The organism is Maribacter cobaltidurans (assembly GCF_002269385.1).
Classification (GTDB): domain Bacteria; phylum Bacteroidota; class Bacteroidia; order Flavobacteriales; family Flavobacteriaceae; genus Maribacter; species Maribacter cobaltidurans.
On record NZ_CP022957.1, the window covers coordinates 596,374 to 622,935 of the forward strand.

Below are 26,562 nucleotides of genomic sequence, written 5' to 3' on the forward strand. Positions count from 1 at the left end.
AAATAACAATGATTATGAATTCTAGACGAGATTTTTTAAAGAATACTACTTTGGCAGGTGCAGGTCTTTTTGCAGTGCCCAGCTTTGCCAACCGGTACTTTAGCGAAAATGATAAATTGAACGTAGGTATGATCGGGGTTGGATTGCGAGGCACTAACCATCTTAGAAACCTGCTTTTGCGTAAAGATATCAATGTTACTGCCATTTGTGATGTTGATCCCAATAGGATTAAAATAGCCCAAGATCATATTAAAGAGGCAGGGTTCAAAGCTCCCAAAGTGTTCGGCAGTTCTGATTATGACTATAAGAACTTATTGGAATTGAAGGAAGTGGATGCGGTTATCATTGCCACACCATGGCTCTGGCACACACGTATGGCGGTAGATGCAATGAAAGCTGGAAAATATACCGGTGTGGAGGTCTCTGCTGCAAATACACTGGAAGAATGCTGGGATTTGGTCAACACCCATGAAGAAACTGGAACTCATATGATGATATTGGAAAATGTGAATTACCGCAGGGATATCTTGGCCGTGCTCAATATGGTAAAGCAAAACTTGTTCGGTGAGTTGGTACATTTTAGATGCGGTTACCAACATGATTTGAGGCATGTGAAATTTAACGATGGGAAAACCGCTTATGGCAAGGGAGCAGAGTTTGGTGAAAAAGGTATTTCGGAAGCCAAATGGCGCACCGAACATTCTGTAAAACGCAATGCCGATGTCTATCCTACCCATGGGCTGGGGCCAATTGCCGTTATGGCAGACATAAACCGAGGTAATAGATTCATCTCCCTAACCTCACATGCCACGAAGGCTATTGGTCTACACAACTATGTGGTTGCCGTTGGAGGTAAGGAGCACCCCAATGCACGTGTAAAGTTCAAACTGGGCGATGTCATTACCTCAACTATAGACACTGCAAATGGAGAAACCATTATCGTCACCCATGACTGTAACCTCCCAAGACCCTATTCGCTCGGTTTTAGAGTACAAGGTGCAAACGGGCTGTGGGAAGTAGATGGTAATAGAATATATATTGAAGGAAAATCCAAAAAACCACATGAGTGGGATGAAGCGACTTCTTGGTTGGAAGAGTATGATCACCCACTTTGGAAAAAATATGGTGAATATGCCCTGAATGCAGGTCATGGAGGCATGGATTTCTTTGTACTCAACTCTTTTGTGGAATCCGCTAAGGCCAATATTGCACCGCCTTTGGATGCTTATGATGCGGCTGCATGGAGTGCAGTGACCCCATTGTCTGAAGCTTCTATTGCCAATAATGGTGAGCCCCAAGACTTTCCGGATTTTACGAGGGGCCTATGGATAAAAAGAACGCCATATAACTGGATGAAAGAGAGCTATTAGTTCGTCTTGACCTTGACTTTGACCTTACTGTACTGTAAGGGTTTCACAGAGGCCACAGAATAACCAAGCATTACATAGAAAGGACGATAAAAATGGGCTATTCTCTGAAACCCTCCACATTTTTACGGAACTCGAAAACAAAAATATCGGGGCTACTGATTATTATGCCACCAAAAATTGGAAAGTATGTTTTGATTGCTATAAGATGAAATTCTTGAAAGGTTTTCCACGATACAAACAGCCTCCGTATCCGTTCAAAAAAATAAATATGTTTCAATGGGGCGCTTTTGCTTACACGATCACAAGGAATTCCATGCCATCGATTGACAATATTTTTACCCATGGTTCACCTAGAATATGGCAAACTGAAAAACCCCGTTAGAATTTACCGTATAAAACCATTCGAACACTACTGTTATTTTTCCCAAACCTGTTAAATTATAACTTAAAGAAACCATTTTTTTACAAAAAAAAAGATTTTGAAATTTTAAACATTATTTTTACTTTCCTTACAAAGGATTTTGATAACTTATCCTCAATTCGCAACTTATGAAAATTGATGCACATGTTCACTACAATACGGCGAACAGTCTTTTACTGGAATATGGCAAGTTAGCTGATATTCGGTATTTATCGATCATTACAGAAGTTCCCGAATTTCCCACTATAGATGAGCAATTGAAGATCGTTGCAGGGCTAAAAAAAGAGTTTGGTACTTACCTGAATTTCGCTATCACATTTCCTTGTACCCTTTGGCAATCTGAAAAATGGCCGGATAACTGCCTTGAAAGCATACAAAGAGCCTTGGAAATGGGAGCGGTCGGTGTAAAGGTCTGGAAGAATATCGGGATGACACTAAAAGATTCTAACAATCGCTTTGTCATGATTGACCACCCTACTTTTGAACCCGTCTTTAAATTTTTGGAAGACAATGATATTGTTGTTTTGGGGCACAATGGAGAGCCTAAAAATTGTTGGTTACCCTTCGACCAAATGACCGTAGAGTCCGATCGCTCTTATTTTATGAAGCATCCAGAATATCATATGTATTTACATCCTGAAGTACCGGATTATGAAGCCCAGCTGTCCGCAAGGGATAGGTTGCTCAAAAGACATCCAAAACTGCGCTTTGTAGGATTGCACCTGGCAAGTCTGGAATGGGATGTTAATGAAATTGCCGCATGGCTAGATCGCTTTCCCTTGGCCATGGTCGATTTGGCGGAAAGAATTGTCCATGTGCAGCACCAGACCGTTTCAGCTTGGCAAAAGGTACATGATTTCTTTATAGAATACCAAGATCGGATTATTTATGGCACCGATTTTATTTGGGCCGAAACTCATACTAAACTGGAGCTAAAGGAGTATTTGGATGAACGATATCAATCGGACTGGAATTATTTCGCAGGTCATGGAACCATGAAAGTCCCTGAGGTGGACGGTAGCTTCAGAGGACTTGGTCTTCCTTCGACTGTACTCGACAAGATCTTTAATTCAAATGCCAAAAAAACTTATGGAATTTAAGGCCTTTATACCTAAAATAACCGTGTCCAAAAGGAACCAAAGAAAAATTCCCGTGCTTTTCGCGCTCTGGTTAATCCTCCTACCCATCATGGCACAGCAAGGATATCAGGCCAAGTTACCCGATATAGAGAAAAAGACTTATTATACCATGGAAGATTTTGGCCGTGTGGATAAATTTGATATCCATATCCATATCAACACGGCACAACCCTATTTCATCCATCAAGCAATTAAAGATCGATTCTTTTTTTTGGATATCGTCGATGATCGTCCTTTTGGACTTCCCATGGACAAACAACAGGAAGTGGCCATACAACTTTTAGAAAAATATCCAGAACAAATGAGTTTCGCAACCACCTTCAAGGTATCCAACTGGAATCAAGATGATTGGGTGGCACAGACCATATCCCACCTCGAAAAATCCTTTGCCCAAGGAGCCATGGCTGTAAAAATTTGGAAAAACATTGGAATGGACCTTAGGGATGAACACAATGATTTTGTTATGGTTGATCACCCGCGAATCGATTCTGTACTGACTTTTTTGACCAAGGCTAGTGTACCACTTTTGGGGCATAACGGCGAGCCAAGGGACTGTTGGTTGCCTTTAGAGGATATGACCTTTAGTCAAGGATATTACGGCAACCATCCAGAATATCATATGTACTTGCATCCAGAATATCCTTCCTATGAAGATCAGATTAATGCTAGGGACAATATGTTGAAGAAACATCCTAATTTGAATTTTATGGGGGCTCATCTCGGCAGCCTGGAGTGGAGTTTGGAAGAACTGGCAAAACGTTTGGATGCCTATCCCTTAATGAGGGTTGACCTTACACGTCTACCAAACCTAAAACTACATACGTTTAATGATTGGGAAAAAACACGAAAGTTTTTTATTGACTATCAGGACCGATTGATTTATGGAACCGACACAGCCATTAACCCAACAGATAGACCGGAGGACTTGAAACAACGTATTCACCAGAAGTGGCTAGATGAATGGAAATTCTATGTTACCGACAGTCCTATTGAGCTTGAAGGTTATGGCGAATTAAGAGGGTTAAAACTTCCGGGGAAAATTATTGACAAAATTTATTTTGAAAATGCCTCAAAGCTACTGGGTTTTAATACTAAGGGATGAACCTTTACTACAACAAAAGAAGATTATGACTATTTAAGAGTTATTGCAGAATAAAGTTATGATATAGTTCTAGTTAACTATAAACAACATTAATCCTAGCCGGTTAATAGTTGTAACTTATTGAAAATTAATTTATTATTTTCAAATCTACCTAAGATTTGAACAAATCATAGGATGCCTTTAATAGAATTAGCTGTTCATGGTTGTCAGCGCTAGAATGACACTTTTAACTAAAAAACAGGTTAAATGAAACACAATAAAAGAAGGAGATTTATTAAAAACACCTTATACTCTGGTCTGGGCACCTCACTAATTCCAACTCACCTCATGGCAAAGGCTCAATCTAGCATTGATGACCATACCATTGAACCGAAACTCTCGGGAAAATCTAAAAAAATTATCGTTGCAGGAGCAGGTATAAGTGGGCTTTGTTGTGCGTACGAATTGACAAAAAAAGGACATGATGTAACGGTATTGGAAGCCTCGGGCCGATCCGGCGGAGCAGTGCTCTCCGTTCATGATGGCCTTGCAGATGGGCTTTATGCCGACTTTGGGGCAGAAAACTTTACTATGCCAGGTTACAAAAATTACTGGAAATATATTGAAGAGTTCAAGCTCACCGCACTTCCATATCATCATAGGGAAGATAGGTTAGTACGAATCGATGGGGTATGGCACACAGAAAAAATGTTAGATGAAATTCGCAAAAACAAGGTGGCCCAGTTGGGGGGTTTCAATAGAACCGAATTGAAGTTCCTTAAATCCAACCCCATAAGTAATTTACAATTACTATATCTTGAACCCTATTTTGAAAAATTTACCGCCGAATACCAACCATTTGGCATTGGCTACGACCATCTTGAAAACGTACCACTTTCCCAAATATATGAACAGGCGGGCGCTTCAAAAGCCGCCAAGTCGTTAATGGGAGGAAATGAAACTTCCGCCCTCTATGGAATTTGGCAAGCATACATCATGCACAAACGCGGCTATGACAACCCATTCAGACTCTTTCGTCTTCAAGGAGGTAACCAAATGATGACCAACGCGATGGCCAAACGGTTGGGAACCAGGATAAAGCTGGGGTGCCAGGTTTTGGAAATTAAAAACGACGACACCGGGGTGAAAGTGAGATATAGGGAACTTGGCGAAGTAAAGGAAATGTCGGCCGATTATCTGGCCTGCTGCCTAAGAACGACGGCACTAAAAAAAATCCTATTTAATCCGCCACTTCCACCAGAGAAACAATATGTCGTAGAGCATCTCAAATATGACCAAACCACGCGAATCGTCTTTCAAGCTCGATCTAAATTCTGGTTAAAGGACAATATCAGCATTAATCTTTCATTTGACCATCCGGCATTGACACATATATGGCAAGTTGCCAATGAAGTAGATACAGATCGTGTTTGCTTAATGGCCAAAGCACCAGGGGGAACGAATCCGCTACGCACCTTGGATGCCTTTATGGAACTTTACCCCGGTAAACGGTCCAATATAGATATTGAGCAGTCTTTGGTCAAGGATTGGTCAAAGGATACATATGTACACGGATGCGAGCGCCATGGATTTTCGGCTTTAGGCGAGCTATCCAAGTTTTGGCCGCACACCATGACCTCCCATGGTAGAATTCATTTTGGCGGTGCCCATACAGACAACAGAAGTTGGGGAATGGAGGCGGCCACAAACGCTGCCAATCGGGTTGCCCAGGAAATCGATAGTGCTTAAGTAGAGAATAGTTCAATACAAAATCATGCGAAATATTCTATTTGTTATATTGATTTTCCCCATCTTCCTTTATTGGATGGGTCCGGTAAAAAATTTTGGATACCGAAGTATGTCGGAAGCCTTTTCCATGTTGCCGATAACTTCAGGTACCGCAAGCATCGAGGGACAAGAAAAATCTGTGCCCCGTGTAAAATTGGACCTTGATTTGACCAATGGAAACCTTACCTGGGGTGATTTTGTCCGGTACTCCATCGAAGTTTCGGACTCTATTGACGGAGATTCTAAATATGGTGAAATACCGAACAACAAAGTGCTTCTGGAAATTGAATTTTTGCCTTCCGAAAAAGAGACTGGACCAAATGAAAAATTAGAAGCGACCAAAAAAGAGACCGACCATGACGGGTTATCACTAATGATGGGTTCCACTTGCTTTTCCTGCCATGGAGACAAAGAGGTTATGACGGGTCCATCGTTTTCTGAAATTGCCGAAAGGTATGGGAAAAACCCTAAAAGCATACAGCTCTTAGCCGGTAGTATCTTGGCGGGCTCGGAAGGCAAATGGAGCACTATAAAAATGCCCGCAAATCCTGGACTAACGGTTAGAGAAACCGAGAAAATTGCGGCGTTCATCCTTGCCCAAGGCAGTAGAAAATACCACTGGGTCCTAACCGGTTTGGAGGGTACGTTCCAAATCATGGAAAAACCGACACATATCTCGGAGGGAACATATGTGCTCACAGCAAGCTATACTTCCTCCTCCTCTATGAAAGGACAGAATAGTATACCATTACAAATTCGTTAATATCGTGGTGCGGATTCATTCACAAACATATCAATGACAAAATTCACCTATTACGCACTATTATTCTTACTACTCATATCTTGCGGTCATAAGCAGCTTCCCCCTCCCATGTACTATCTCTCACTAGCTGATTGGGAAGTAGATAGGTATGACGAAGGAGCTAATCTGTACAAGGAAAATACGGGAACTTCTCCCGACCGTTTCGGTAACCCCAAAGGGGCCTTCTACTTTGACGGAACCTCGGCCAGTCTAAGCCTCGCTTTAACCAAAAAACCCCGCCTAAATAGCCCTATTACAATTTCTTGGTGGTATAGTATTTTGAACGACCCCTTGTTCAAGGATTCCATGGATGCAGGAAACATGATCGCTCTGGTGGATACGGTCCAAGCCATTGGACTTCAATTTGGTTTTAGAGCTCCGGGCTACCGAACCAAGGGTCTGGATATCTGGAATTGGGGAGGGGCTACAATCCTTGAAACCCAAATACCTGAATTGAACCAGTGGCATCATTGTGTCTATGTATATGATGGTCACGAACACCAATTCTTTTTGGATGGAGAGCTTAAGGAAATGTCCGACATCAAACCTCAAAAGGGCAATCCCGATTTTTTAATGCTTGGCAACTATCCCGGGGGCTCCCAATTCTTTAAAGGTAGTTTGGACGAGATACGAATCTATGAGCAGGCGCTGACCAGAAATCAAATCTTGGCCCTTTTGAACATGAAAAAACACTGAACCTGAAAGAGGGTTCAATAGGTGAAGTTGTGTATCTTAGTAACAGAATCAGATTTAAGGACTTTTTCGTTGCGAAAAAATTCTAATAATTAATATTTACCCTAAATTATATTTCAACAACTTTCTATATTTATAAATATTCTTTCTTAACATTTCGTAATTACTATTTAGAAAGTATATGAAATATTAATATATTTGATTTAAAGGCACCACACATTGTTTTTCAAAATAGGCTTGGTCCGCTATATCCAATAAATTATGAAACGCAGGTCATTTATGGTAACCGGAGGGCTTACAGCGCTGTTAGCAGGGATTAACTTAGGACGTGCTTCCTCCAATAAAGTTCCCAAACATGGCGTCCCATATAAAGATTTCGGCCCTCCCCCTCCGATTAAAAATCGTCTATACCAAGGTCCATTTATAAATTACGGTCCAGCGGCCAACGTTCCAGGAAGCGATGTTGTAATGACGACAACACCATCAACTGTCCCTGTAAGGAATTTTGGGATGGGCATGGTTACCTATATCTGCGACGAGGTAGGACCGCCCAAACCGAAATATGGGAGTCTTCGAAGGGCTATAGAAAAACTGGCGAAATGGGAACTTGGGGACGTTTTGTACCTAAGGGTAGATTGGAGGGACATTCAGAAGGAACCGGGAAAATTGGAATTTCCCGAACATTGGAATCTTACTTTTGAAATGGCAAAAAAATATGGGAAGCGAGTTGCTTTTCGCGTCCAATTGATGAGTCCAGTTATTGAGCCTCAATCCCTGCCAGATTTCCTAAACGATAAAGTGCCCATGGTGAAATTGGGAACTACCGATGAAATAGGAATTAAAGGAAAGGTACACTATGCCCCGAGGTACGACCATCCGGAATTTATGAAGGCCTTTAAGGAAATGGACAATCTTCTTGCCAAAAAATATAATGGGCATGAGCTTGTGGAATATGTGGACACTTGTATGTATGGATTCTGGGGAGAGGGACATACATGGCCCTTTGAAGGCTCACCACTTCCAGATTACTACACGGCACGCGATACCTTTGTTGAAATTTTTGAACATCAGGCAGCTAATTGGTCCAAAACTCCCTTGACCACCAATACCCAACCCGACTATAATCATGTAGGCAATGCCGAAGTCCTGGAAAAGACCATTAGATCATATAACTGGCTTAGAACGGACACCATTTTCATAGAGAACGAACAGATCGATGTTTTGAGCAATAGGCCCCCGTGGATCGGCGCCACAATTGAGCAGGGCATCACAAAGGGCAATACAGGAGATCTAAGGGTCGTGGACGGCTTAATGAGAAATGAAAACATCATCGCCCATGTCAAGGATGTAGGGCCCAATTACTTTTCACTTTGGAACTGGCATGACATTTCATTGGAAAATCTAATGAGTTATCATGACAAATACCCAAAGGCACTTAACAATTTAGCTATAACTATTGGTTACCGTGTGCGCCCTTCTTGGATCTGGTCCTTTGAAAAAGAGGGGTATCCTGGTCTGGTCTTGGGATTGGTCAACGACGGTATATCGGGTGTACCAGGTTCACTGCGAATACACGTACGGGATACCGCAAATACATTCGAAGTCTCCGGTAGCTTGGATCCTGGGTATCCTTTACCAGGAAAAGTACGCCAGGCTGTGATTATGCTTCCAAAGGATACCCAATGGGAAGGCCTTAGGCTTTCTGCCGTTATAGAAATCAAGGGGGTAAGGCGTCCCGTTACTTGGGCATGCGCTCAAGAACTTGAAGATGACGGCACGCTAATTTTAAAGAGAAATCTATAATTCCTGACATATGAAATCAAAACTATGGTTGATTTTTGCAATAATAACAACAGTTTTTTGGGGCATTTGGGGTGCTTTTACAGGGCTGCCGACCGAAAATGGTTTTCCGGAAACCCTGGTGTATTGCGTGTGGGCGATAACGATGATTCCACCAGCAATCATTGCCTTAAAATTAGTGCACTGGAAATTAGATCGGGATAAAAAATCGATTTTATACGGTTGCCTTATAGGTTTACTAGGAGCAGGCGGACAAATGGTATTGTTTCATGCTGTTACCGAAGGTCCAAGCTATTTGATATTTCCTATTATATCACTATCTCCTATGGTAACAATAATCCTTTCTTATACCTTCTTAAAGGAACGAACAGGTATTTTAGGAACCATAGGTATCATATTAGCCCTATTGGCACTCCCATTATTTGACTATTCAGGCGGAAGTGAAACGACAGACTACGGGTATTTATGGTTTATCCTTGCAGTGATTGTTTTACTGGCTTGGGGCCTACAGGCCTACTTTATGAAGTTTGCAAATGAATCTATGAATGCTGAAAGCATATTTTTTTACATGACGGTAACAGGTTTGGCCCTAATTCCTATTGCCCTTTTTATTACAGATTTTTCGAAGGCTATCAATTACGGCGCTGATGGTCCTCTATTAGCTGCCGGAATTCAAATTTTAAATTCTATTGGAGCACTTTGCTTGGTTTATGCCTTTCGTTATGGTAAAGCCATGGTGGTCTCCCCTATGACCAACGCTGGGGCGCCCTTGATTACCGCAGTAATTTCGATGATTGTATTAGGTTTTGTACCAGGTACTTTTAAGATTATAGGAATTATTTTAGCAGTCTTGGCTGCCTTTTTTCTGGCTTTTGATCCAGGAGATACAGAAACACAACAAAAGAATACTTCCAAATAAGCTTACCTTAAATAGCGCTCTTTCCTAATCGGGCATTACATCAATCGATGTTAGGCTTACTTTTTTGAACTCCACTTCAGCACCTTCTGCCTGCAAGGCGATTTGCCCCTTACTGGTTGTTGCATTATACCCATAATTTACCAAATCACCATTGACCCATACCTTTATCTCATCCCCCACACAGGCTACTACCATGGTGTTCCATTCCCCAAGCGGTTTTTCCGAACTATCGGTAAGGTTTAGGATTCTTCTTTGCTTATCTTCAGTACTACCCCATTCGTCCTTTGGACCTCTGCGCTCTTCCATACGGTCAACTTGGATATCTTCGGCAATAACCCAAAAATCACCAGCATCCCCGTGTTGCATTTGCACCTCTATCGATTTAGGAAACATTTGATACAACGCCCTCAGTTTGGAAGCATGGACCAAAACACCACAGTTCCCGGGCTTCCCAGGGAATCGATATTCTATCAAAAGCTTGTAATCACTGTAGCTTTTATCGGTGATAAGATGGCCTCTTGGCTCACCCAGACTAACCAACATTCCGTTTCGAACAACAAATGGGTTCGTGCTATCGGGAATGGTATCCATTTGAGGCACATCGATATGCCAACCACTTAAATCCTTCCCATTAAAAAGGTTGATTTCCTTTTCTTCTTTTTGGCAAGAAGTTATCAATGTAATAACGAATAAGAACCCTAGTATAAATTTCATAATATCTTTTTATTTTAATTAATGATTCTCTTTCACATTTGCAACCATAATTATTTACACTTTGGATTTTGTATAGCTTCCTTGAAAAAGAAATGAATCACTATAAACCGATCTAATGCTAATACTGAGTCAATTTATAAAGAACTTTAATTATAAAAACTTCCATTACTGCAATTATCAAATCAGACCGTGCCATTTAAATCGGCAAACTATCAATTCTTATTGATCTCAACCAGTGGCAACAAACTCTGCACATCCTTTATACGCAACATTCCTAAGTCCTCATTCATGCAATTAGCTGCACCGCATGCGACTCCGTAAGTGGCAACTTGATTTATCGGCATATTATTAAATGTAGCAAAGGCTATTCCCGCCGTGAGGCAATCACCACTGCCAACAGTACTTTTAACATCTTCTACTTTTACATTGGCGTGAACATACTGATCATGTAAATAAAGAAATAAACCTTCTTTCCCTTTGGTAATGGCGAGCATCGGAACATTCTTTTTTAAGTATTTCCTAATCTCCAAGTGATTCTCAACGCCAAAGTTACTGACCGCTTCTTGCTCATTAATATGTAAGCCGTAAAATTTAACTTTTAAGGCGTTCTCCAATTGCACCCCTGAGCAATCTAAAATGGCCTTTTTATTTTCTTTATTACAAATTTTTAGCAATTGTGCATATGCATCATCCGGGGCTCCAGAGGGCCATGAGCCGGAGAGACAAACCAAAGTACAATGGCTTAATGCTTTCCGAAACTGCACTTGAAATAAATCCCAATCTTTGTTGGACATTTTGGGACCAGGTTCCAACAATTCCGTATTGTTCAAATCATTATCCAATTCAGAACGAAAGGTGTAGCATTTTCGGGTGCTGCCTCTAAGTTGTGGCCCTCCGATTTCTATTCCTCTAAGAGGATACGTCTTCTTAATCCAATGTCCATTTGGACCAGCCCAATTCCCCAATAGAGAAACTGGAACGCCCAACTCTTTTAAAGCCATTGCTACATGGATGCCTTTTCCGCCAGGAAATTCCTCAAGCTCAATGATTCGATTTACCTGACCTATCTTAAAAGAATCCAGCCATGCATATGTATCTATTGAGGGATTAGGGCATACCGTAAGAACCATTTTTTGTAGAATGAATTATGTTAATTAACATATTTAAAAATAAATATACAAATAATATGAAAGTTTATTGGTTAAATAAATATTTCACAACCTTTTTATTTTATTGTTTCGCCGTTTTGCTCTTATCTATTGACCGATTCCAACAAAGGATAATAGGGATGTTACCTGGAGGCTCTTTAGAATGGTGGGTTGGAATTTTAAATGCTAGGTATAAAATTAAAGAGCGTCCAATTTTTTAGAATATCATTCTGCTTTGGCCTCCTTTATACTTCTCGTTATGTTTTCTGATTAGAAAATCCCTGGAACAAAAACTAAAATTTAAAAATTCGATGGAGAGACAGGCCTTAATCAAATATATTAGGAGTACGAATGGGAAAAAGCCGTTGTGATAGAAAAATGCTATACATATTTTCCCTCAAATTGCATGCTCAGCAGAATTCATACAAAAGTCTCTATGACATGAAACTAGGATTTTTTTGCTTTTGATAAGAATACAATTCGGTGGCCCGTGTACCTTGAAGGAATTCCGAATATTCTTTAGGTAAAAGGATTTTCACCTATCTTGAATCCTACAAACATCAACTGAACCGGAATTTTTTAAGTCCATGATTCCAAGATAGCTTTTCAACAAGGGAGATTTATGGCCAATGGAATAAGTCCTAACACCATTTTCATCTTATTCAACAAGTTATAAGGTTTATGTTAAGTATTTAGTATTGTAAAATTACAGCGGATTAATAAGCAATTCATTCCATAATTTTAAAGAGAATTTACCATCAGGACTACAAAAGTCAAAATCAGAATTTAGTATTTTTACAATGAAGGTCAAATCAATACAATTGCAATCAAATAGACCGTCAACAATTCGGTCAAAAGATTTCTAAAGCAAGGTTAAAACCCATAAAATAGGGTGATTGAGGAAGTAGGTTTAAATACTGTCGAGGTCACTTAAGAATGAAAAGCTCGCCTATGGCGGGCTTTTTTATTTGAATATGCCTAGAACGTGTTCAATAAGTGAAGTGAGAATAAAAAAGATACTCAATAGAAGATTTGGAACTTTTCAATTAGACTATGGAGCTTTTTGAGAAAGCGCTAGGCGAATCCTACTGAGGTCACTTGGCGGAAAACCCTTTCCAAATTCGATTATATTAAATTAAAAAATAAATCCCCAAGATATGCCGCTTGGGGGTTTATTTTTATATAGTTTAATGCTATCTAGTATTTGAAATTCTTCAAGAGAAGAATGCCTTCATGATTGACATGATATAAGCAGCATCAAATAACCTATTGCTTAATAAACTGTGCGTCAATGACCATTTTTACTTGATCTGATACTACCACATTTCCTGCTTCCGTTACAGCACTCCAGGTTAGGTTAAAATCCTTTCTGTTGATACTTCCCCTAATTTCAAAACCAGCTTTGGTCTGACCATAAGGATCTACGGCAATACCATTAAAATCAACATCCAGTTCAACTTCCTTTGTTACATCACGTATGGTCAAATCACCGATGATCTTATCCTTGTTGAACGACTTGGAGGTAAAAGTCATTTTAGGAAATTCTTCTGCTTTAAAGAAATCATCGGACATAAGGTGACCATCCCTGTCCTTGTTTTTAGTATTGATTGAATCGATACTGATTTCTACTGATAACGAAGCGTTTTCAAATTCGTCATTCTCTGCATCGATAGTGGCATCAAATTTTTCAAAATGTCCGGTAACCGTTGAAATCATCATATGCTTTACTTTAAAGCTTACTTCAGAATGCGTTGGATCAATGACCCATTTATTTGCTTTTTCCATGATAATGTTTTAAAAATTAATACGTTTTTACTTTTTTATGTCTATACAACATTTGTCTATACAAATGTATAACACAATTTTAAATGACTGACCGAAATTCAACATAAGCTTTTGTTAAAATCCATAGGGTGCACCGTTCAGGGAACATCGGCCGTGTACACTGGAAGGTATGGAACCCTAGCCGGACGAACACGAATCCTTTTTTTTAGCAGTTCCATTTTGATTCTGGGTGCCCTATAACTCTCAAAGCTATTTTTGAAAATATCACGGTTAGCCAATGATATGGCTTCGTTCTTGCACCCCTCTTGAATGGCCCCCGGACCAACCAATTATTATACCCGCTTTTACTTACATTAAACGTTTTGCAAATCCTCCCAACTGGAAATTTGAATTTATATTTTTCCTGTCGCCCTTGGAGAAGATGGCTATTGCTTTTTTAGGATATCGCGTTCAATCTCGGTAACAAAATGTTTTTTAATTTTTTAAAATTAAGATAGCATTCCCAATAACTAGAACTTTATTGGAATCACGATTAATCTAGAATTAGTTATGCCCTGCCCGTTTTTCGATGCCTCGAAAAACAACAAAGGATTTATCCATTATAAACCCCTTAAAATGTGAAGGCCGTCGGTTCGGTTTTTGGGAAGCGGACAAAATCCTCATTTTAGCTCGGGAATGAAGCTCTCCGGATACACTCAGGGCAGACTTGCCTTCCCAGCTCCTTTAGATAATGGGACGGGTAGGATTAGTGAAATGGAAGGCTAAAACGGGATTAGGGCCAATTTACCCGTCACAGGGATTATTCTTTCGTACGGGCAGCGTATCAGTAATAAAGAAAATAGGAAGAGCCGCCAAATACATTCCTAAAACCCCATTCCGGCCTCCAGTGCCTGTTCGTATTTCGATTGGTCAAAACGATATAGATTGGGAGATTTGTTTGCCGATCCGGTTCTTTTTTCGGCAAGTTTGACCAGAAAATCCTGCTTGGTTATTTGTTTATAAAAGTTTCGCCTGTCAAACGTCTTATCTAAAACAGACTCGTACAATTTTTGAATTTCAGCCAAGGTAAATTTGTCGGGCAAAAGATTGCCAATCGGTTGATATTTTACTTCCCTTCGTAATGTTCTTATGGCCAGGTTTATCATTTCATTATGATCGAACAACAAAAATGGAATTTCGTTCAATTCCATCCAACGACACTCTTCCGTATATTCATCCGGGATTGCCTTAACTTTGTTAATATCCAACAGGGCATAATATCCAACGGACAACACTCTATTCTTTATCGAAATCTTGGACAAATCCTCCCCTATGGATTTTTCAATTAGTTTTGTCGTTTCCAATTCATCGTAGTGTACACATCGGTTGATTTCTCCAAATACATTAAATTGTTGTAGAAAGACTTCTTTAAGACCTACTCTCTCCTGCAGTATTCTTTCGGCCGCAGCATTCAATGCTTCCATTTTCCTGATTCTTCCACCGGGCAAGCTCCAATAATCAATATTCTTCCATTTAGATAAAAGTACCTTAAGCGTTGAGCCATCGAAGCCAAAAATCACGCAATCAACGGAAACTTCTTTCAGGCAATTTTCCAAATACGCTACGATCATAAATCCAAAAATATTTGTGCGTAACTTGTACGCATTAAAAAAAACAGTATGTTTGTGTCCAAAATACACACAAAGCTATGTATTCTATTACATATTAAATCATGTTCAATGAAAAAATCATTATTATCCTTACTGATTTGCTTTTCTTCTGCACTAATGTACGGTCAAATCCAACCCGAGGAGAATCGATTTAAAAAAGTGGTTCTGGTCGAAAACCTGAACGAGCCCATGGAAATGGCGGTTCTTCCCACTGAGGATGTCCTTTTTATTGAAAGACATGGTTCCGTTAAACTTTATGAGAACCTTACCCAAAAGACAACCGAAATTGCAAATATTGAGGTAAGTACAAAATATACGGATCCCGAGAATGGTACTCAATCGGAAGCCGAGGATGGGCTTTTAGGACTTTCAATAGATCCAGATTTTGAAGAAAATGGATGGGTGTACCTATACTTTTCCCTAGACGGAAATGACCCCAAAAATATTCTGGCCCGCTATAAACTTACCGATAAACGACTGGATTTAAAAAGCGGAAAAGTACTTCTAGAGATACCCACCCAACGTACCAATTGTTGTCATACCGGTGGCTCAATAGATTGGGACGCCAATAAAAACCTCTATCTTTCTACAGGTGACAATACCAGCCCCAGGGAATCTGATGGTTATTCCCCTATTGATGAACGTATAGGACGTTCTGCCTTTGACGCACAAAGAACTGCTGCCAATACGAATGACCTAAGAGGTAAAATTCTTCGAATCCATCCAGAAGCCGATGGTAGTTATACCATCCCTGAAGGAAATCTTTTCCAAAAAGGAACACCAAAAACAAGACCGGAAATATACACTATGGGACACCGAAACCCTTTTCGTATTTCGGTCGACAAAAAAAATGGTTTTTTGTATTGGGGAGATGTAGGTCCGGATGCCGGTAAGGATTCTATCGGTAGGGGGCCGGCGGCAGAAGATGAGTTCGGGCAGGCCCGAAAAGCAGGCAACTTTGGCTGGCCATATTTTGTTGGAAACAATAAACCCTTTTGGGATTTTGATTTTGAAACAAATATCTCCGGAGAAAAGTTTGACCCCGAGAAACCCACAAACAATTCTCCCAATAATACCGGTCTGACAGAACTTCCTCCTGCTGAAAAGGCCTTTATCTGGTATCCAACTACGCAATCCAAGCGATTTCCGGCCCTTGGGACCGGAGGTAAGAGCGCCATGGCCGGGCCTGTATATTATAAGGATGAATTTCCAAATGCCGAACGACCTTTTCCTGACTATTATAACAACAGACTTTTTATTTATGAATGGATGCGCGATTGGATCATTACGGTCAAAATGAACTCAAAAGGTGACTATGCCCGTATGGAAAGGTTCTTGCCAAACCTGAAACTGGACCACCCCATTGATATGACCTTTGGGCCCAATGGGGATTTATATATTCTGGAATACGGACAGGGTTGGTTTATGGGAAATCCCGAATCAAAATTGGTAAGGATAGAATATAACGGTGGTAACAGAAAACCAATAGTAGTAGCATCCGCCGACAAATTAGCTGGTGCTATCCCCTTACAAGTGCAATTTTCTTCAAATGGAACCTTGGATTATGATAAGGACAGCCTAAATTATGAATGGGTAATAAGGGACAGGTTAAATAATTTTATCGCTAAACTATCCGAACCAAACCCTTCCTTTACTTTCGATACAATAGGAAACTATAAAGCTACCCTGACGGTAACCGACACGGAAGGTAACCAAGAGACCGAAGAACTATCCATTGCTGCTGGAAACGAACCACCTTTAGTCAATTTGAATCTAACGGAAGGGAATAAAACTTTTTTCTTTCCGGGTAAATCCATCAAATACAGGGTAGATGTCAGTGATCAGGAGGACGGCAGCCTTGAAAAGAAGACCATTGAACCAAATAGGGTTAAAATTAGTGCCCATTACCAAGATGCTCTGGACAACACTCCCCCATCACAGGGTCATCAAAAAGCTCCCATTACATATACCGCAGGTAAAAGCCTTATGGAGAAAAGTGACTGTAGGGCCTGTCATTTTGTAGATAAAAAATCGATAGGGCCGGCATTTACATCCATTGCAAAAAAATATAGTACCAATTCCAAAGCAATGGATTATTTGTCGAACAAAATTATTAAAGGGGGTTCCGGAGTATGGGGCGATGTTGCCATGAACGCCCATCCCACGATAGGATTGCCCGAAGCGGAGCAGATTGTACAATATATATTGAGTTTGGAAAAGCCTAAGGATATCCCCGGTACCATGCCTACCGAAGGTACGCTTACCACTAAGTTGCCCGAGGGAGCGGATGCCCAAAAAGGTGTATATCGGCTTTGGGCCAGTTATACCGACAAAGGTTCCAATGGTATGCCGCCATTGACAGACTCTAAATCTATCATTTTGAACAACCCAACCCTGATTATGGGAGACGCGGATGAGGCATCCAAGGAAAACATGAATTTTAAAATGGGTGAGATGAATTTGCTCATCGTAACAAATCCAAATACGTTTGCCATGTATAAAAGTATTGATTTAAGCCATATCCAATCCTTGGCAATGATCGTAGCGGCCCCCATAAAGCAACTTAATTCCAATGGGGGAACTATAGAAGTACACATCAATACGGTAGATGGTCCATTAATAGGGAAAACAGAATTCATTGAACCTTCAGATGATGATGTATTTTCAACTACTAAACCACCCGCTCCCATTATGGTGCCAATATCTCCCACGATGGGTTTACATGACATTTATTTTGTCTTTAAGAATGAAAAGACCGATGGAGCTCTGTTCGTACCTATTTCGGTCACATTTATACCAGAATAAACACCCTTAACTTTTAAAGCATAAAGAATATGAAAACAACACGTCGCACATTTTTAGGTCAGCTAGGAGCGACCACAGCCGGTCTTGGCTTAAGCACTTTAATACCGCAGTCATTATTCCCAATGGGGATGGACAACAAGTTCAGTTTTGAAATCTCTTTAGGCGAATTTTCTTTCGCTTCGGAGCTTTATTCAGGAAAAATGACCAACATGGATTTTCCTGCAAGGGCAAAAGAGGTACATGATATAAACGTATTGGAGTACGTTTCCGGTTTTTTTAACGGCAAGCATACCGATACAGGGTACATGAAAGAGTTAAAGCAACGTTGTGATGATTTGGGTATGGTGAACCATCTTATTATGGTAGATGGCGCAAATATTACCTCCCTTAATGACAAGGAACGAAATGCCGCTGTAGAAGGCCATTTTGAATGGGTTGAGGCTGCCAAGTATTTGGGCTGCACCTCCATAAGGGTAAATTTAGGGGATGCCATGGGCGCATTGACCGGAAAGGTTGAGCCCGGAACTCCGGAAGAAATAGCCAGTGCGGCCGTAGACGGTTATGGAAAACTTTTGGATTTTGCAGCTAAAGAAAATATAAATGTTATTGTGGAAAATCATTTTGGTAATTCTACGAATGCTGATTGGTTAGTAGGAATAATGGAACAGCTTGACCAAAAGAACAAGGGTTTCCTACCTGATTTTGGCAATTTTTGCGCGGAGCGAACGGCAGCTAAAAGCATGGATTTCAAGGACTTGATCAGCACTAAATGTCTAAAGGAATATGATAAATATGAAGGTGTCGCCAAAATGATGCCATATGCAAAAGGGATCTCTGCCAAGACACATAGGTTCGATGATAATGGATACGATCTTGAAACGGATTTCATTAAAATGTTCAACATCATAAAAGATTCCGGATGGTCCGGTGGGTATGTAGGTATTGAATATGAAGGTGGCCTAATGCGGGATATGGGCGGTGACATGAACTTTTTGTCCAATGATGATGGTGTACGGGCCACAAAGTTGCTCTTGGAAGATGTGTTGGAAAAATTGGGAAATAAATAAATGATAAAATGGCATAAGATGAAGTATAGCCTATGACTAAAGACGTTGAGGTGTTATTTGTTCTAATTTTATGAATAGTTATATTTAATTCGAAAGACAATTTGATACAATTGCAATTAAACAGACAGTCAACAATTCGGTCAACAGATTTTGACAACAAGGTTGAAACTCTTAAAATAGGGTGATTGAAGAAATAGGTTTGAATCTTGTCGAGGTCTCTTAAGAATGAAAAGCTCGCCTAAGGCGGGCTTTTTTGTTTGAACAATCTTTGAACGTGTTCAATAAGCGAAGTGAAAATAAAAAAGATACTATATAGAAGATTTGGAGTTTTTCATTTATACTACGGAGCTCTGTCGGGAGGTGCGAAGCGAATCCTGTTCAGGTCAGGAATAAATCAAAAAGGAAGCAAAATCATAAAGCTTGTACTTTTGATTCTAAGAATTTTCGATTTTCAGCGCTTAGCGCTAGGGATGTGAAACAATCATGCTATGTCAATAGAAAGAAACTCCAAATAAAGAGAAAACCTTGCAAAATTTATGATTTGATTTCTATCGTCAGGAATTCACAAATTAAAAATGGCAATGCTAACCAATTTGCACGAGCACCCGTAGATATCAGAAGAATCAATATTGAATACATAGCTCAGCAAAGAAATTGCTCCAATCTTTTTAGAGATAATCCAATTTAATACTTCCTACTTTCACAGCAGACATTGACATTATAGAAATCAGGTTCCCCTCATAAACGATAGTAATGGGAAAATTTATTGTAAGTCTTTCATGGATTTTAAATTCACTTGAATACTTTAAGCACAATGATTATGTTTTTTTATGAAACTCCACAGGTTCCTTTTGTGAATACATTTTTAATTGCGAAACCTCACCTTGTATATTATTTAGGAATTGAATGGTGAATTGCGGGTTAAAAACTTCCTTGAACTGGTCTGTCGCCTTAAAAAAGAATGAATTATAATTTAAATGTTCTAATTTAAATTTAAAGGTTGGTAAAATTACAAATAGCGCGTCCTCTTCGCTTATTACTTTAATTTTTCCATAGCCTTTTGCTTCATACGTTCCGCAAAAAGCATTTAAATCATGAGTTGGTAATTTATCATTATTGAGTCCCTTTTCGTCCATATCAGGCCTAAAAATATCTTTTACTACCACAGGGTATTCTATGGGATATGAATCAAGTTTGAATAACTTTCTAGTAATATTATCTATAATCATATAGGGCAATTCAGAATTATCTTGATTGGTTAATACTACAATACCTATTTTTTCAAAAGGAAACATGACCAAACTTGAGCTAAAACCAAATGTGTTTCCCCCATGATCTACTCTATAATACCCATATGCACTTCTTAAACGCCAGCCGTATCCTTCACCAAATAAAAAAGCATCTTTCTCATAACTATCTTCATTGATATTTTGAAGCCTTGTAGCTTCACGTATATAATTTTGTGGAATGACCTGTTTTTCATTAAATACACCATTATTTAACCAAGTTAACATCCAATTTGATAGATCATTTACGGTGCTCTTAATCGCCCCCGCCGGACTAATGGAATTGAATTCCTCAAACTTTACTTTTTCTATGTTCCCTTTGTATAAGCCATAAGGCATCGCGTAATTATTTGATTCCTGCATTTCTTGTAAAGTGGTATAAGAATCAACCATTTCTAAAGGCTCAAATAGGTTTTCTTTAATAACGCTATCCCAGCTCTTGTTTGTTATTTGTTCAACAATGGTCCCCGCAAGGGTATAACCCATATTACTGTACTCAAAACTATTTTTTATTTCGGCTTCAGGTTTTAAATACTTAAGACGTTGAACAACTTCTAATTTGTCTTTTTTTGGGAAAAACACTTCTGAAGTGCCTTGATTCCCTATTCCACTTCGATGACTTAATAAATCATCAATGGTAATTAGGTTATCCATTTTCTCATTATAAAATTGAAATTGGGGAATATATAAGTTGGGTTTGTCTTTAAGTGAAACTTGACCTTTAGATTCTAAAATACCTAAAAGGGTTCCCGTAAAGGCTTTCGTTGTTGAGCCTATGGGAAAAATTGTATTTGAAGTTACAGGTTGTTGATTTTGTAAATCACGATAACCAAAACCCTTGGAATAGACGACTTTATCATCTTTTACTATGGCAACTGCCGCTCCAACAGCCCGGTAACGCTCCATCAAAAGTTCTATGTTATTGTCAATTCCTTTTAACTCTGGTGTGTTTTTTTGACCAAAACTTATTTGAATAAATAATACTAAGGCGAATGCGTATGTAAATTTCATTTTTATAATCATCTTTAATTTAGTTGAAATCAGTTTCGAATAGTAAGAGACCATCATTTTTAAATTGCATGATTTAAGTTCGATACAAATTTGAAGTATCCGGATAAATTAAAAGTCCGAGTAAAGAAAGTCGGACTAATTTTTTGAAGAGAATGCCTCTTTTCTATACTGGGTCGGCGTTTTATTGGTAACCTTTTTGAAGGCAGTATAAAAGGTCGATTTTGAATTGAACCCCACTTGATATAAAATTTCTAGTACGGTAAATTGGTTAGCGTCGGGATTCTCCAAAATGGCTTTGGCTTCATTAACCCTATATTCATTAATGAAGTCAAAAAAATGTTTGCCTAAATGATGGTTGATCAATAAGGACAATTCCTTTTCTGGTATATCCGTTTGTGAAGCTAATTTCTGTAAGGTCAGTTCAAAATCTAAATAAGGTCTTTCCTAATTCATAAAGGTAGTCAGCTTCTTAAGATATTTATTTTCCAACCCCTTTTTTTGAATAGCTGTTTGTTGAGCCTTCTTTTCAATACTTAACTTTATGGGTTCCAAGTTGATATTTACACCCGTAAAAAGTTCTGGTTGGTATAAGGCCTTTAAGACAAAAAATACTGCTATCAATAAAACGGATATACTAATTAAGATATTTAAATTGATAATATATTCCCTATACAAAGAATTGGACAAACACCATCGTAATAGCACAAAGGTGTGGGCAATGCAAGAAAGTACCGTAATTTGAATTAGCCATTTATATATAGCATAATTTGCATTTGAATAATTCTCTAGATAAACGGTTCTGTATTTCCTTAGTACGAGAAATATAGCAATAATGTATCCCAAATATTGGAGCTCACCAACAACTTCAAAAATCATAAGACTTGTGTGTGTAAAGCCATATATTTTGAAAACGACAACAAATATGATAAATAAAAGGGCATGTAAAATATGCCCTTTCTTTATCTTAAAATTGGTATAACAAGCAGCTAAGACATAGAGATAAAACAAAGGAAGTTGCAAAAGACTTGATGCTGTTTTTAAAATATGGAGATTTGGATATAGAATGGTTTTATTCGTAAAAAAACCAATTAAATCAAAAGCAATCACCAAAAGGTATACGCCAAAAAGTCTATTGGAAAGCTTATTTTTTGTTGTAACGGTAAAAAGAAAAACAGAAAGCAATATCATTATAAAAACAACAATCTTTCCAATACTCTGAATAAAGTCTAGCTTATATTCCAATTGTCATTATATTTTACCTTTTACCAAGGTTACTTATTTCATCTATTTCAATCCAAACATCCGATTAGCATAGGTTTTTTCGCAAATAAATCAGAAAATTGATATGTGAAGTAAAAGACTAACTTTCATAAATCGCTAAACTACAAAAGCCAAGGGATTTAATTTAAATGTATTACTATTCTTGGCAAACTAAAAATCCAAATTCCTTAAAGTGGAGTTGATGTCGATGTTAGCAATATCTAAGAAAAACCGATGTGAATCCTTTCGAGGTAAATACTGAATTTTTATACTCAAAAATCGCCAAGTTTAGTAGAGGAGTTTTTTAAGTACTTCAAATAAATTCAATGAAAACCATAAGGAAGATATTTGGAATTATATAACAATTCTCTTAGTACGTCAACGTATTGTATCCAAGAGCCTGTAATTGAAGCATCCGTACCGAGGCAGTTGGAGTGATGTCCAAACCATCGAAAAGAGACTCTGCCTTAACGCCTAGTTTTTCCATAGCGACGCTACAAACGCTAACCTTAACCTTTCCCTTATATTTTTCAAAGAATTTTTCCAATTCAGAGTTCTTTATAAGTTCCTTTACGACAAGGCCTTTGACCACAATTTCATAAGCCTCAATTTCAACACCGTTGGCAATTAGCAAATCATACATACTTAAAACACCTTTAAAATGACGCTCCGTGGTAAGCACAAAACCGTATTTGGGAGTTGTTTGTAAATCCGCCACGGTCTGTTGATCCAATTTCTTTTGACCTTGAACTTCCGTAGAGGTCGTAAAGAAAATGAAAGCGATTAAAAGGGTTGAAAATAGACTTTTCATAATATTAGTTTAGTTAATTATTTCATTCTTTAAAAATACTAAGAATCAAGGTATCTGACCATAAATTTCATTATACAAATTGTAAACAACAAAAACCCCATGAATTATAAATTCATGAGGCTTTGTTCACTAACACTTAAACAAAAGAACAATGTTTTAATAAGGGGCAACTACTTTTAGCCCATTCGCCTGCAAACTAACTTCCAATTGACCATTCTCTACAGTCTGTAGTTCCCCGTCTGCCTGCATGAAGTACTTATTTTTATGCGCTTCAAACTCAATTTTTAATTCCCTTACCTTGAAATATTTTATTTTCTTAAAAAAGGTAGTGGCCCTTAAAACCAATAAAATTCCTAAAAATAACATCTCACCTTTGGTAATTGCATCGATTACAACCACATCCAACAATCCATCCTTCATGGAAGCCATCCTGGTCAAGGACAAATCATAACCCATTACCTGAGAATTTGAGACAAAGAACATAAATGGACTGGTTTTCATTATAACTCCATTCATTTCAACTTTTAAAGGCTCCGTATTTCTATGATGTTTTAAAGCTTTAAGAACTGCCTTGAAATATGCCATAAATTTCCTTTTTTTAGATTTGTTAAAATTGGAAATTACCATGGCATCAAAACCAATTCCCATGTTGCTTAAAAAAGGTTTTCCATTAACTGTTGCCACATCAATGGTTTGTATAGGTTGATTTTTGATAATCGATATGGCTTTATGCACATTTCTGGGTATTTTTAAGCTGGCTGCCAAACCATTTCCCGACCCAATAGGTACAATGGCCAGGGCTATTTCTTTGTTGACAAGACATGAAGCCACTTCATTTATGGTACCATCACCTCCACAAGCCACGATAATATCCGCTCCATCCTTTTCGGATTGCTTTGTAAGTAGGATGGCATGGCCAGGATACCTAGATATCTTAACATCTACCTGATATTTATTCTTTGGAAAATAATTAGCTACGTTCTCCAATTCTTTGGGGATTTGGCCTTTTCCCGCAATGGGGTTAATAATAAAATGGACTACCTTCATTTCCCTTGTTTTACTTTTAACCCATCATTATTATAGAGAAAGTCCGCTGTTTCATAGTAGGATACGGTTTCTTTCAAAAAGGCGCTATCCAAAGGCTGATTTGTAAGGCTATTGTCCTCTTGGTCCCATAGATATTGATTGACCACCTTACCATCTCCCAGGATTAGGACCTTATCGGTTTTTAGGAGCCCCAGTTTCCTATAATTACCTATAAATGCCCTAGGTTCCATCTTTATGCTGTCCAGCACATTTTGTCCAAATAAATTACTGGTGTAATTCCATCCCAGCTGTGCGAATAGTGTTGGAAACACATCGATTTGAGAACATTGCAGGGCTATGTCCCTTCCCCGGCCTTCTTCCAAGTTTACGATGATGGCCGGTATATGATAATTTGCGACATCCAATTCCCAACGCCCTGCACTGCTAGCACAATGATCGGCCATTATTACGAATACGGTATTATCATACCATTCCTTGTTCTTGGCCTTTCTCAAAAATTCACCAATGGCGAAATCCGTGTACTTAACTGCTCCATTTCTTCCAGTGCCCGATGGTATATCAATTTTAGCATCGGGATAGGTATATGGCTTATGGTTAGAGGTCGTCATAATAAAGTTGAAAAAAGGTTTTCCCTTCCCAGCCATTTCATCCGCCTCCTTTAATACCTTATTAAAAATATCCTCATCACAAACCCCCCAAGCATTTTCAAAAGTTACCTCATCATCCTCAATGTTTTTTCGTTCCGTTACAATATCCCCAGAGGTCAAAAATCCCCTACCCCTATCAACAATATCAAAACCGTTTCCACTAAAGAACTTGTCCATATTGTCAAAATAACCGTCTCCGCCATAAAAAAAAGTTCGTTTATACCCTTTAGACCTAAAAACCTCCCCAATCGTAAAAAGCCCTTGATTGGATTCACGCTTTACAATACTTCTACCCGGCGTGGGCGGTATACTTAATGTAATGGCCTCCATGCCTCTCACCGTCCTCGTACCTGTAGCATACAGATTGGAGAAATAGGTTTCCTTCCGTGCCAGGGAATCCAAGGTTGGGGTCAGGTTATCCTCGTTCCCAAAAATGCCCAGAAATTTGGCACTTAAGCTTTCAACACAAATAAGTATGACATTGGGCCTTTTCTCATTGGTTCCATTAATCACCCTAAGGATACCCTCCTTGGGGTTCACAAGACTATCTTCAGCTTTACAAAGTTGCTTTTGAACATTGCCCAAGGCATCCTCCTCCGGTATGGTGGCATAGAATTCCTTATAACTGAGCTCATTATTTCTAAAAGCCGCAAAAAACGAATAAATACCCGCTTTGGATAATTCATTGTTAAAGCGATTTTTAGAAGTCTCGGCAAATTCGTTTTCTACATAAAAGGTGAAAAATAGCATAATCAAAATGGCCCCTATGGAAGGGATGAGTTTTTGCCTGAAGGTATCCCCGGAGGTAAATGTTTTTTTTAAGACGCCTTTTTTCAAAAAAAAGAGTATCGTGGCAATTACCAATAAAAGAATCGCGCCGATTAGTAGTGGCAATGGATATGATTCATTAATATTCTTTACCACCTCATAGGTGTAGATCAAATAATCCACGGCTATGAAATTAAATCGCCGCTGGAATTCATCCCAAAATGTAATTTCGGCAAAGAAGGAAAAGTAAATGATCAATAGGCCTACAAAAAGTCCAAAATAGGTGATGACCCTATCCAGAATAGAACCATACCACCTTTTCGGTAGTAGTAGAAAATAGAGTAAAGATGTTACGTAAAAGAAGGAAATGGTACCTATATCAAAAAAAAGTCCGGTAAAAAATATTTTCAATATTCCAATGATAGAAGTGTCCACCTCCTCAAAATCCAGAAAAAGGAAAACGAACCTAATAATGGAGGAAATCACTAAAAAAAGTAATGTAAAAGAATTAATGAGGGTGAACCTTGAGGGATTAAAACTAATTTTCATCT

20 protein-coding genes are annotated in these 26,562 nt (G+C 38.8%); 10 read left to right on the forward strand and 10 right to left on the reverse strand.

What is annotated here, in order from left to right; genetic code table 11:
• Positions 1 to 14: 14 nt before the first annotated feature.
• The 8 genes from CJ263_RS02520 (at position 15) to CJ263_RS02560 (ending at position 10,013) form a co-directional block, all read left to right on the forward strand.
• A complete protein-coding gene (locus CJ263_RS02520) occupies positions 15 to 1,370 on the forward strand; it encodes a Gfo/Idh/MocA family protein (protein WP_094995820.1) in 1,356 nt (451 codons plus the stop codon).
• Between the two features lie 549 nt (positions 1,371 to 1,919).
• Positions 1,920 to 2,891: an amidohydrolase family protein gene (locus CJ263_RS02530; protein ID WP_094995822.1), complete on the forward strand. Its 972-nt coding sequence runs from the start codon at positions 1,920 to 1,922 to the stop codon at positions 2,889 to 2,891.
• Complete coding sequence (locus CJ263_RS02535; RefSeq protein WP_094995823.1) at positions 2,866 to 4,032, forward strand: amidohydrolase family protein; 1,167 nt, start codon at positions 2,866 to 2,868, stop codon at positions 4,030 to 4,032. The genes CJ263_RS02530 and CJ263_RS02535 overlap by 26 nt, the downstream gene beginning before the upstream one ends.
• Before the next feature lie 246 nt (positions 4,033 to 4,278).
• Positions 4,279 to 5,760 carry a flavin monoamine oxidase family protein gene (locus CJ263_RS02540; protein ID WP_094995824.1) on the forward strand — a complete coding sequence of 494 codons (1,482 nt, stop codon included), beginning with the start codon at positions 4,279 to 4,281 and terminating at the stop codon, positions 5,758 to 5,760.
• Between the two features lie 25 nt (positions 5,761 to 5,785).
• A complete protein-coding gene (locus CJ263_RS02545; RefSeq protein ID WP_158657058.1) occupies positions 5,786 to 6,562 on the forward strand; it encodes a c-type cytochrome in 777 nt (258 codons plus the stop codon).
• 33 nt (positions 6,563 to 6,595) lie between these two features.
• Positions 6,596 to 7,297, forward strand: coding sequence for a LamG domain-containing protein (locus CJ263_RS02550; protein ID WP_094995826.1), 702 nt, complete (start codon positions 6,596 to 6,598; stop codon positions 7,295 to 7,297).
• Positions 7,298 to 7,555: 258 nt separating this feature from the next.
• Positions 7,556 to 9,097, forward strand: coding sequence for a hypothetical protein (locus CJ263_RS02555; RefSeq protein ID WP_199768156.1), 1,542 nt, complete (start codon positions 7,556 to 7,558; stop codon positions 9,095 to 9,097).
• A gap of 28 nt (positions 9,098 to 9,125) precedes the next feature.
• Positions 9,126 to 10,013, forward strand: coding sequence for a DMT family transporter (locus CJ263_RS02560; RefSeq protein WP_199768157.1), 888 nt, complete (start codon positions 9,126 to 9,128; stop codon positions 10,011 to 10,013).
• Between the two features lie 24 nt (positions 10,014 to 10,037).
• Here CJ263_RS02560 and CJ263_RS02565 read toward each other — a convergent pair whose 3' ends face one another.
• The 4 genes from CJ263_RS02565 to CJ263_RS02590 form a co-directional block, all read right to left on the reverse strand.
• Positions 10,038 to 10,727, reverse strand: coding sequence for a 3-keto-disaccharide hydrolase (locus CJ263_RS02565; protein WP_094995828.1), 690 nt, complete (start codon positions 10,725 to 10,727; stop codon positions 10,038 to 10,040).
• Between the two features lie 212 nt (positions 10,728 to 10,939).
• On the reverse strand, positions 10,940 to 11,857 hold the full coding sequence (locus CJ263_RS02570) for a 1-phosphofructokinase family hexose kinase (protein WP_094995829.1): 918 nt from the start codon (positions 11,855 to 11,857) through the stop codon (positions 10,940 to 10,942).
• Between the two features lie 1,284 nt (positions 11,858 to 13,141).
• Positions 13,142 to 13,660, reverse strand: a complete 519-nt coding sequence (locus tag CJ263_RS02580) for a YceI family protein (RefSeq protein ID WP_094995831.1) — start codon at positions 13,658 to 13,660, stop codon at positions 13,142 to 13,144.
• 863 nt (positions 13,661 to 14,523) lie between these two features.
• Positions 14,524 to 15,270 (reverse strand): NUDIX hydrolase, encoded by a 747-nt coding sequence (locus CJ263_RS02590; RefSeq protein WP_094995833.1) that lies wholly within the window; start codon positions 15,268 to 15,270, stop codon positions 14,524 to 14,526.
• Positions 15,271 to 15,378: 108 nt separating this feature from the next.
• On the opposite strand from CJ263_RS02590, the gene CJ263_RS02595 reads away from it, so the two are divergent.
• Positions 15,379 to 18,114 carry a PQQ-dependent sugar dehydrogenase gene (locus tag CJ263_RS02595; protein ID WP_094995834.1) on the forward strand — a complete coding sequence of 912 codons (2,736 nt, stop codon included), beginning with the start codon at positions 15,379 to 15,381 and terminating at the stop codon, positions 18,112 to 18,114.
• Between the two features lie 29 nt (positions 18,115 to 18,143).
• Entirely contained in the window at positions 18,144 to 19,181 is a 1,038-nt protein-coding gene (locus tag CJ263_RS02600) for a sugar phosphate isomerase/epimerase family protein (RefSeq protein ID WP_094995835.1), read from the forward strand.
• Positions 19,182 to 19,999: 818 nt separating this feature from the next.
• Here the strand turns inward: CJ263_RS02600 and CJ263_RS02605 are convergent.
• The 6 genes from CJ263_RS02605 to CJ263_RS02630 all read right to left on the reverse strand — a co-directional run bounded on the left by CJ263_RS02605 (position 20,000) and on the right by CJ263_RS02630 (position 26,560).
• A complete protein-coding gene (locus tag CJ263_RS02605; RefSeq protein WP_158657059.1) occupies positions 20,000 to 21,478 on the reverse strand; it encodes a serine hydrolase in 1,479 nt (492 codons plus the stop codon).
• A gap of 135 nt (positions 21,479 to 21,613) precedes the next feature.
• Entirely contained in the window at positions 21,614 to 21,850 is a 237-nt protein-coding gene (locus CJ263_RS21420; protein WP_158657060.1) for a helix-turn-helix domain-containing protein, read from the reverse strand.
• A gap of 72 nt (positions 21,851 to 21,922) precedes the next feature.
• Positions 21,923 to 22,720 (reverse strand): hypothetical protein, encoded by a 798-nt coding sequence (locus tag CJ263_RS02615; RefSeq protein WP_158657061.1) that lies wholly within the window; start codon positions 22,718 to 22,720, stop codon positions 21,923 to 21,925.
• Between the two features lie 388 nt (positions 22,721 to 23,108).
• Positions 23,109 to 23,549, reverse strand: a complete 441-nt coding sequence (locus tag CJ263_RS02620; protein ID WP_094995839.1) for a DsrE family protein — start codon at positions 23,547 to 23,549, stop codon at positions 23,109 to 23,111.
• Positions 23,550 to 23,705: 156 nt separating this feature from the next.
• Positions 23,706 to 24,596 carry a diacylglycerol/lipid kinase family protein gene (locus CJ263_RS02625; RefSeq protein ID WP_094995840.1) on the reverse strand — a complete coding sequence of 297 codons (891 nt, stop codon included), beginning with the start codon at positions 24,594 to 24,596 and terminating at the stop codon, positions 23,706 to 23,708.
• Positions 24,593 to 26,560, reverse strand: a complete 1,968-nt coding sequence (locus CJ263_RS02630; protein WP_094995841.1) for an LTA synthase family protein — start codon at positions 26,558 to 26,560, stop codon at positions 24,593 to 24,595. Before CJ263_RS02630 ends, CJ263_RS02625 begins: the two co-directional genes overlap by 4 nt.
• Positions 26,561 to 26,562 lie beyond the last annotated feature (2 nt).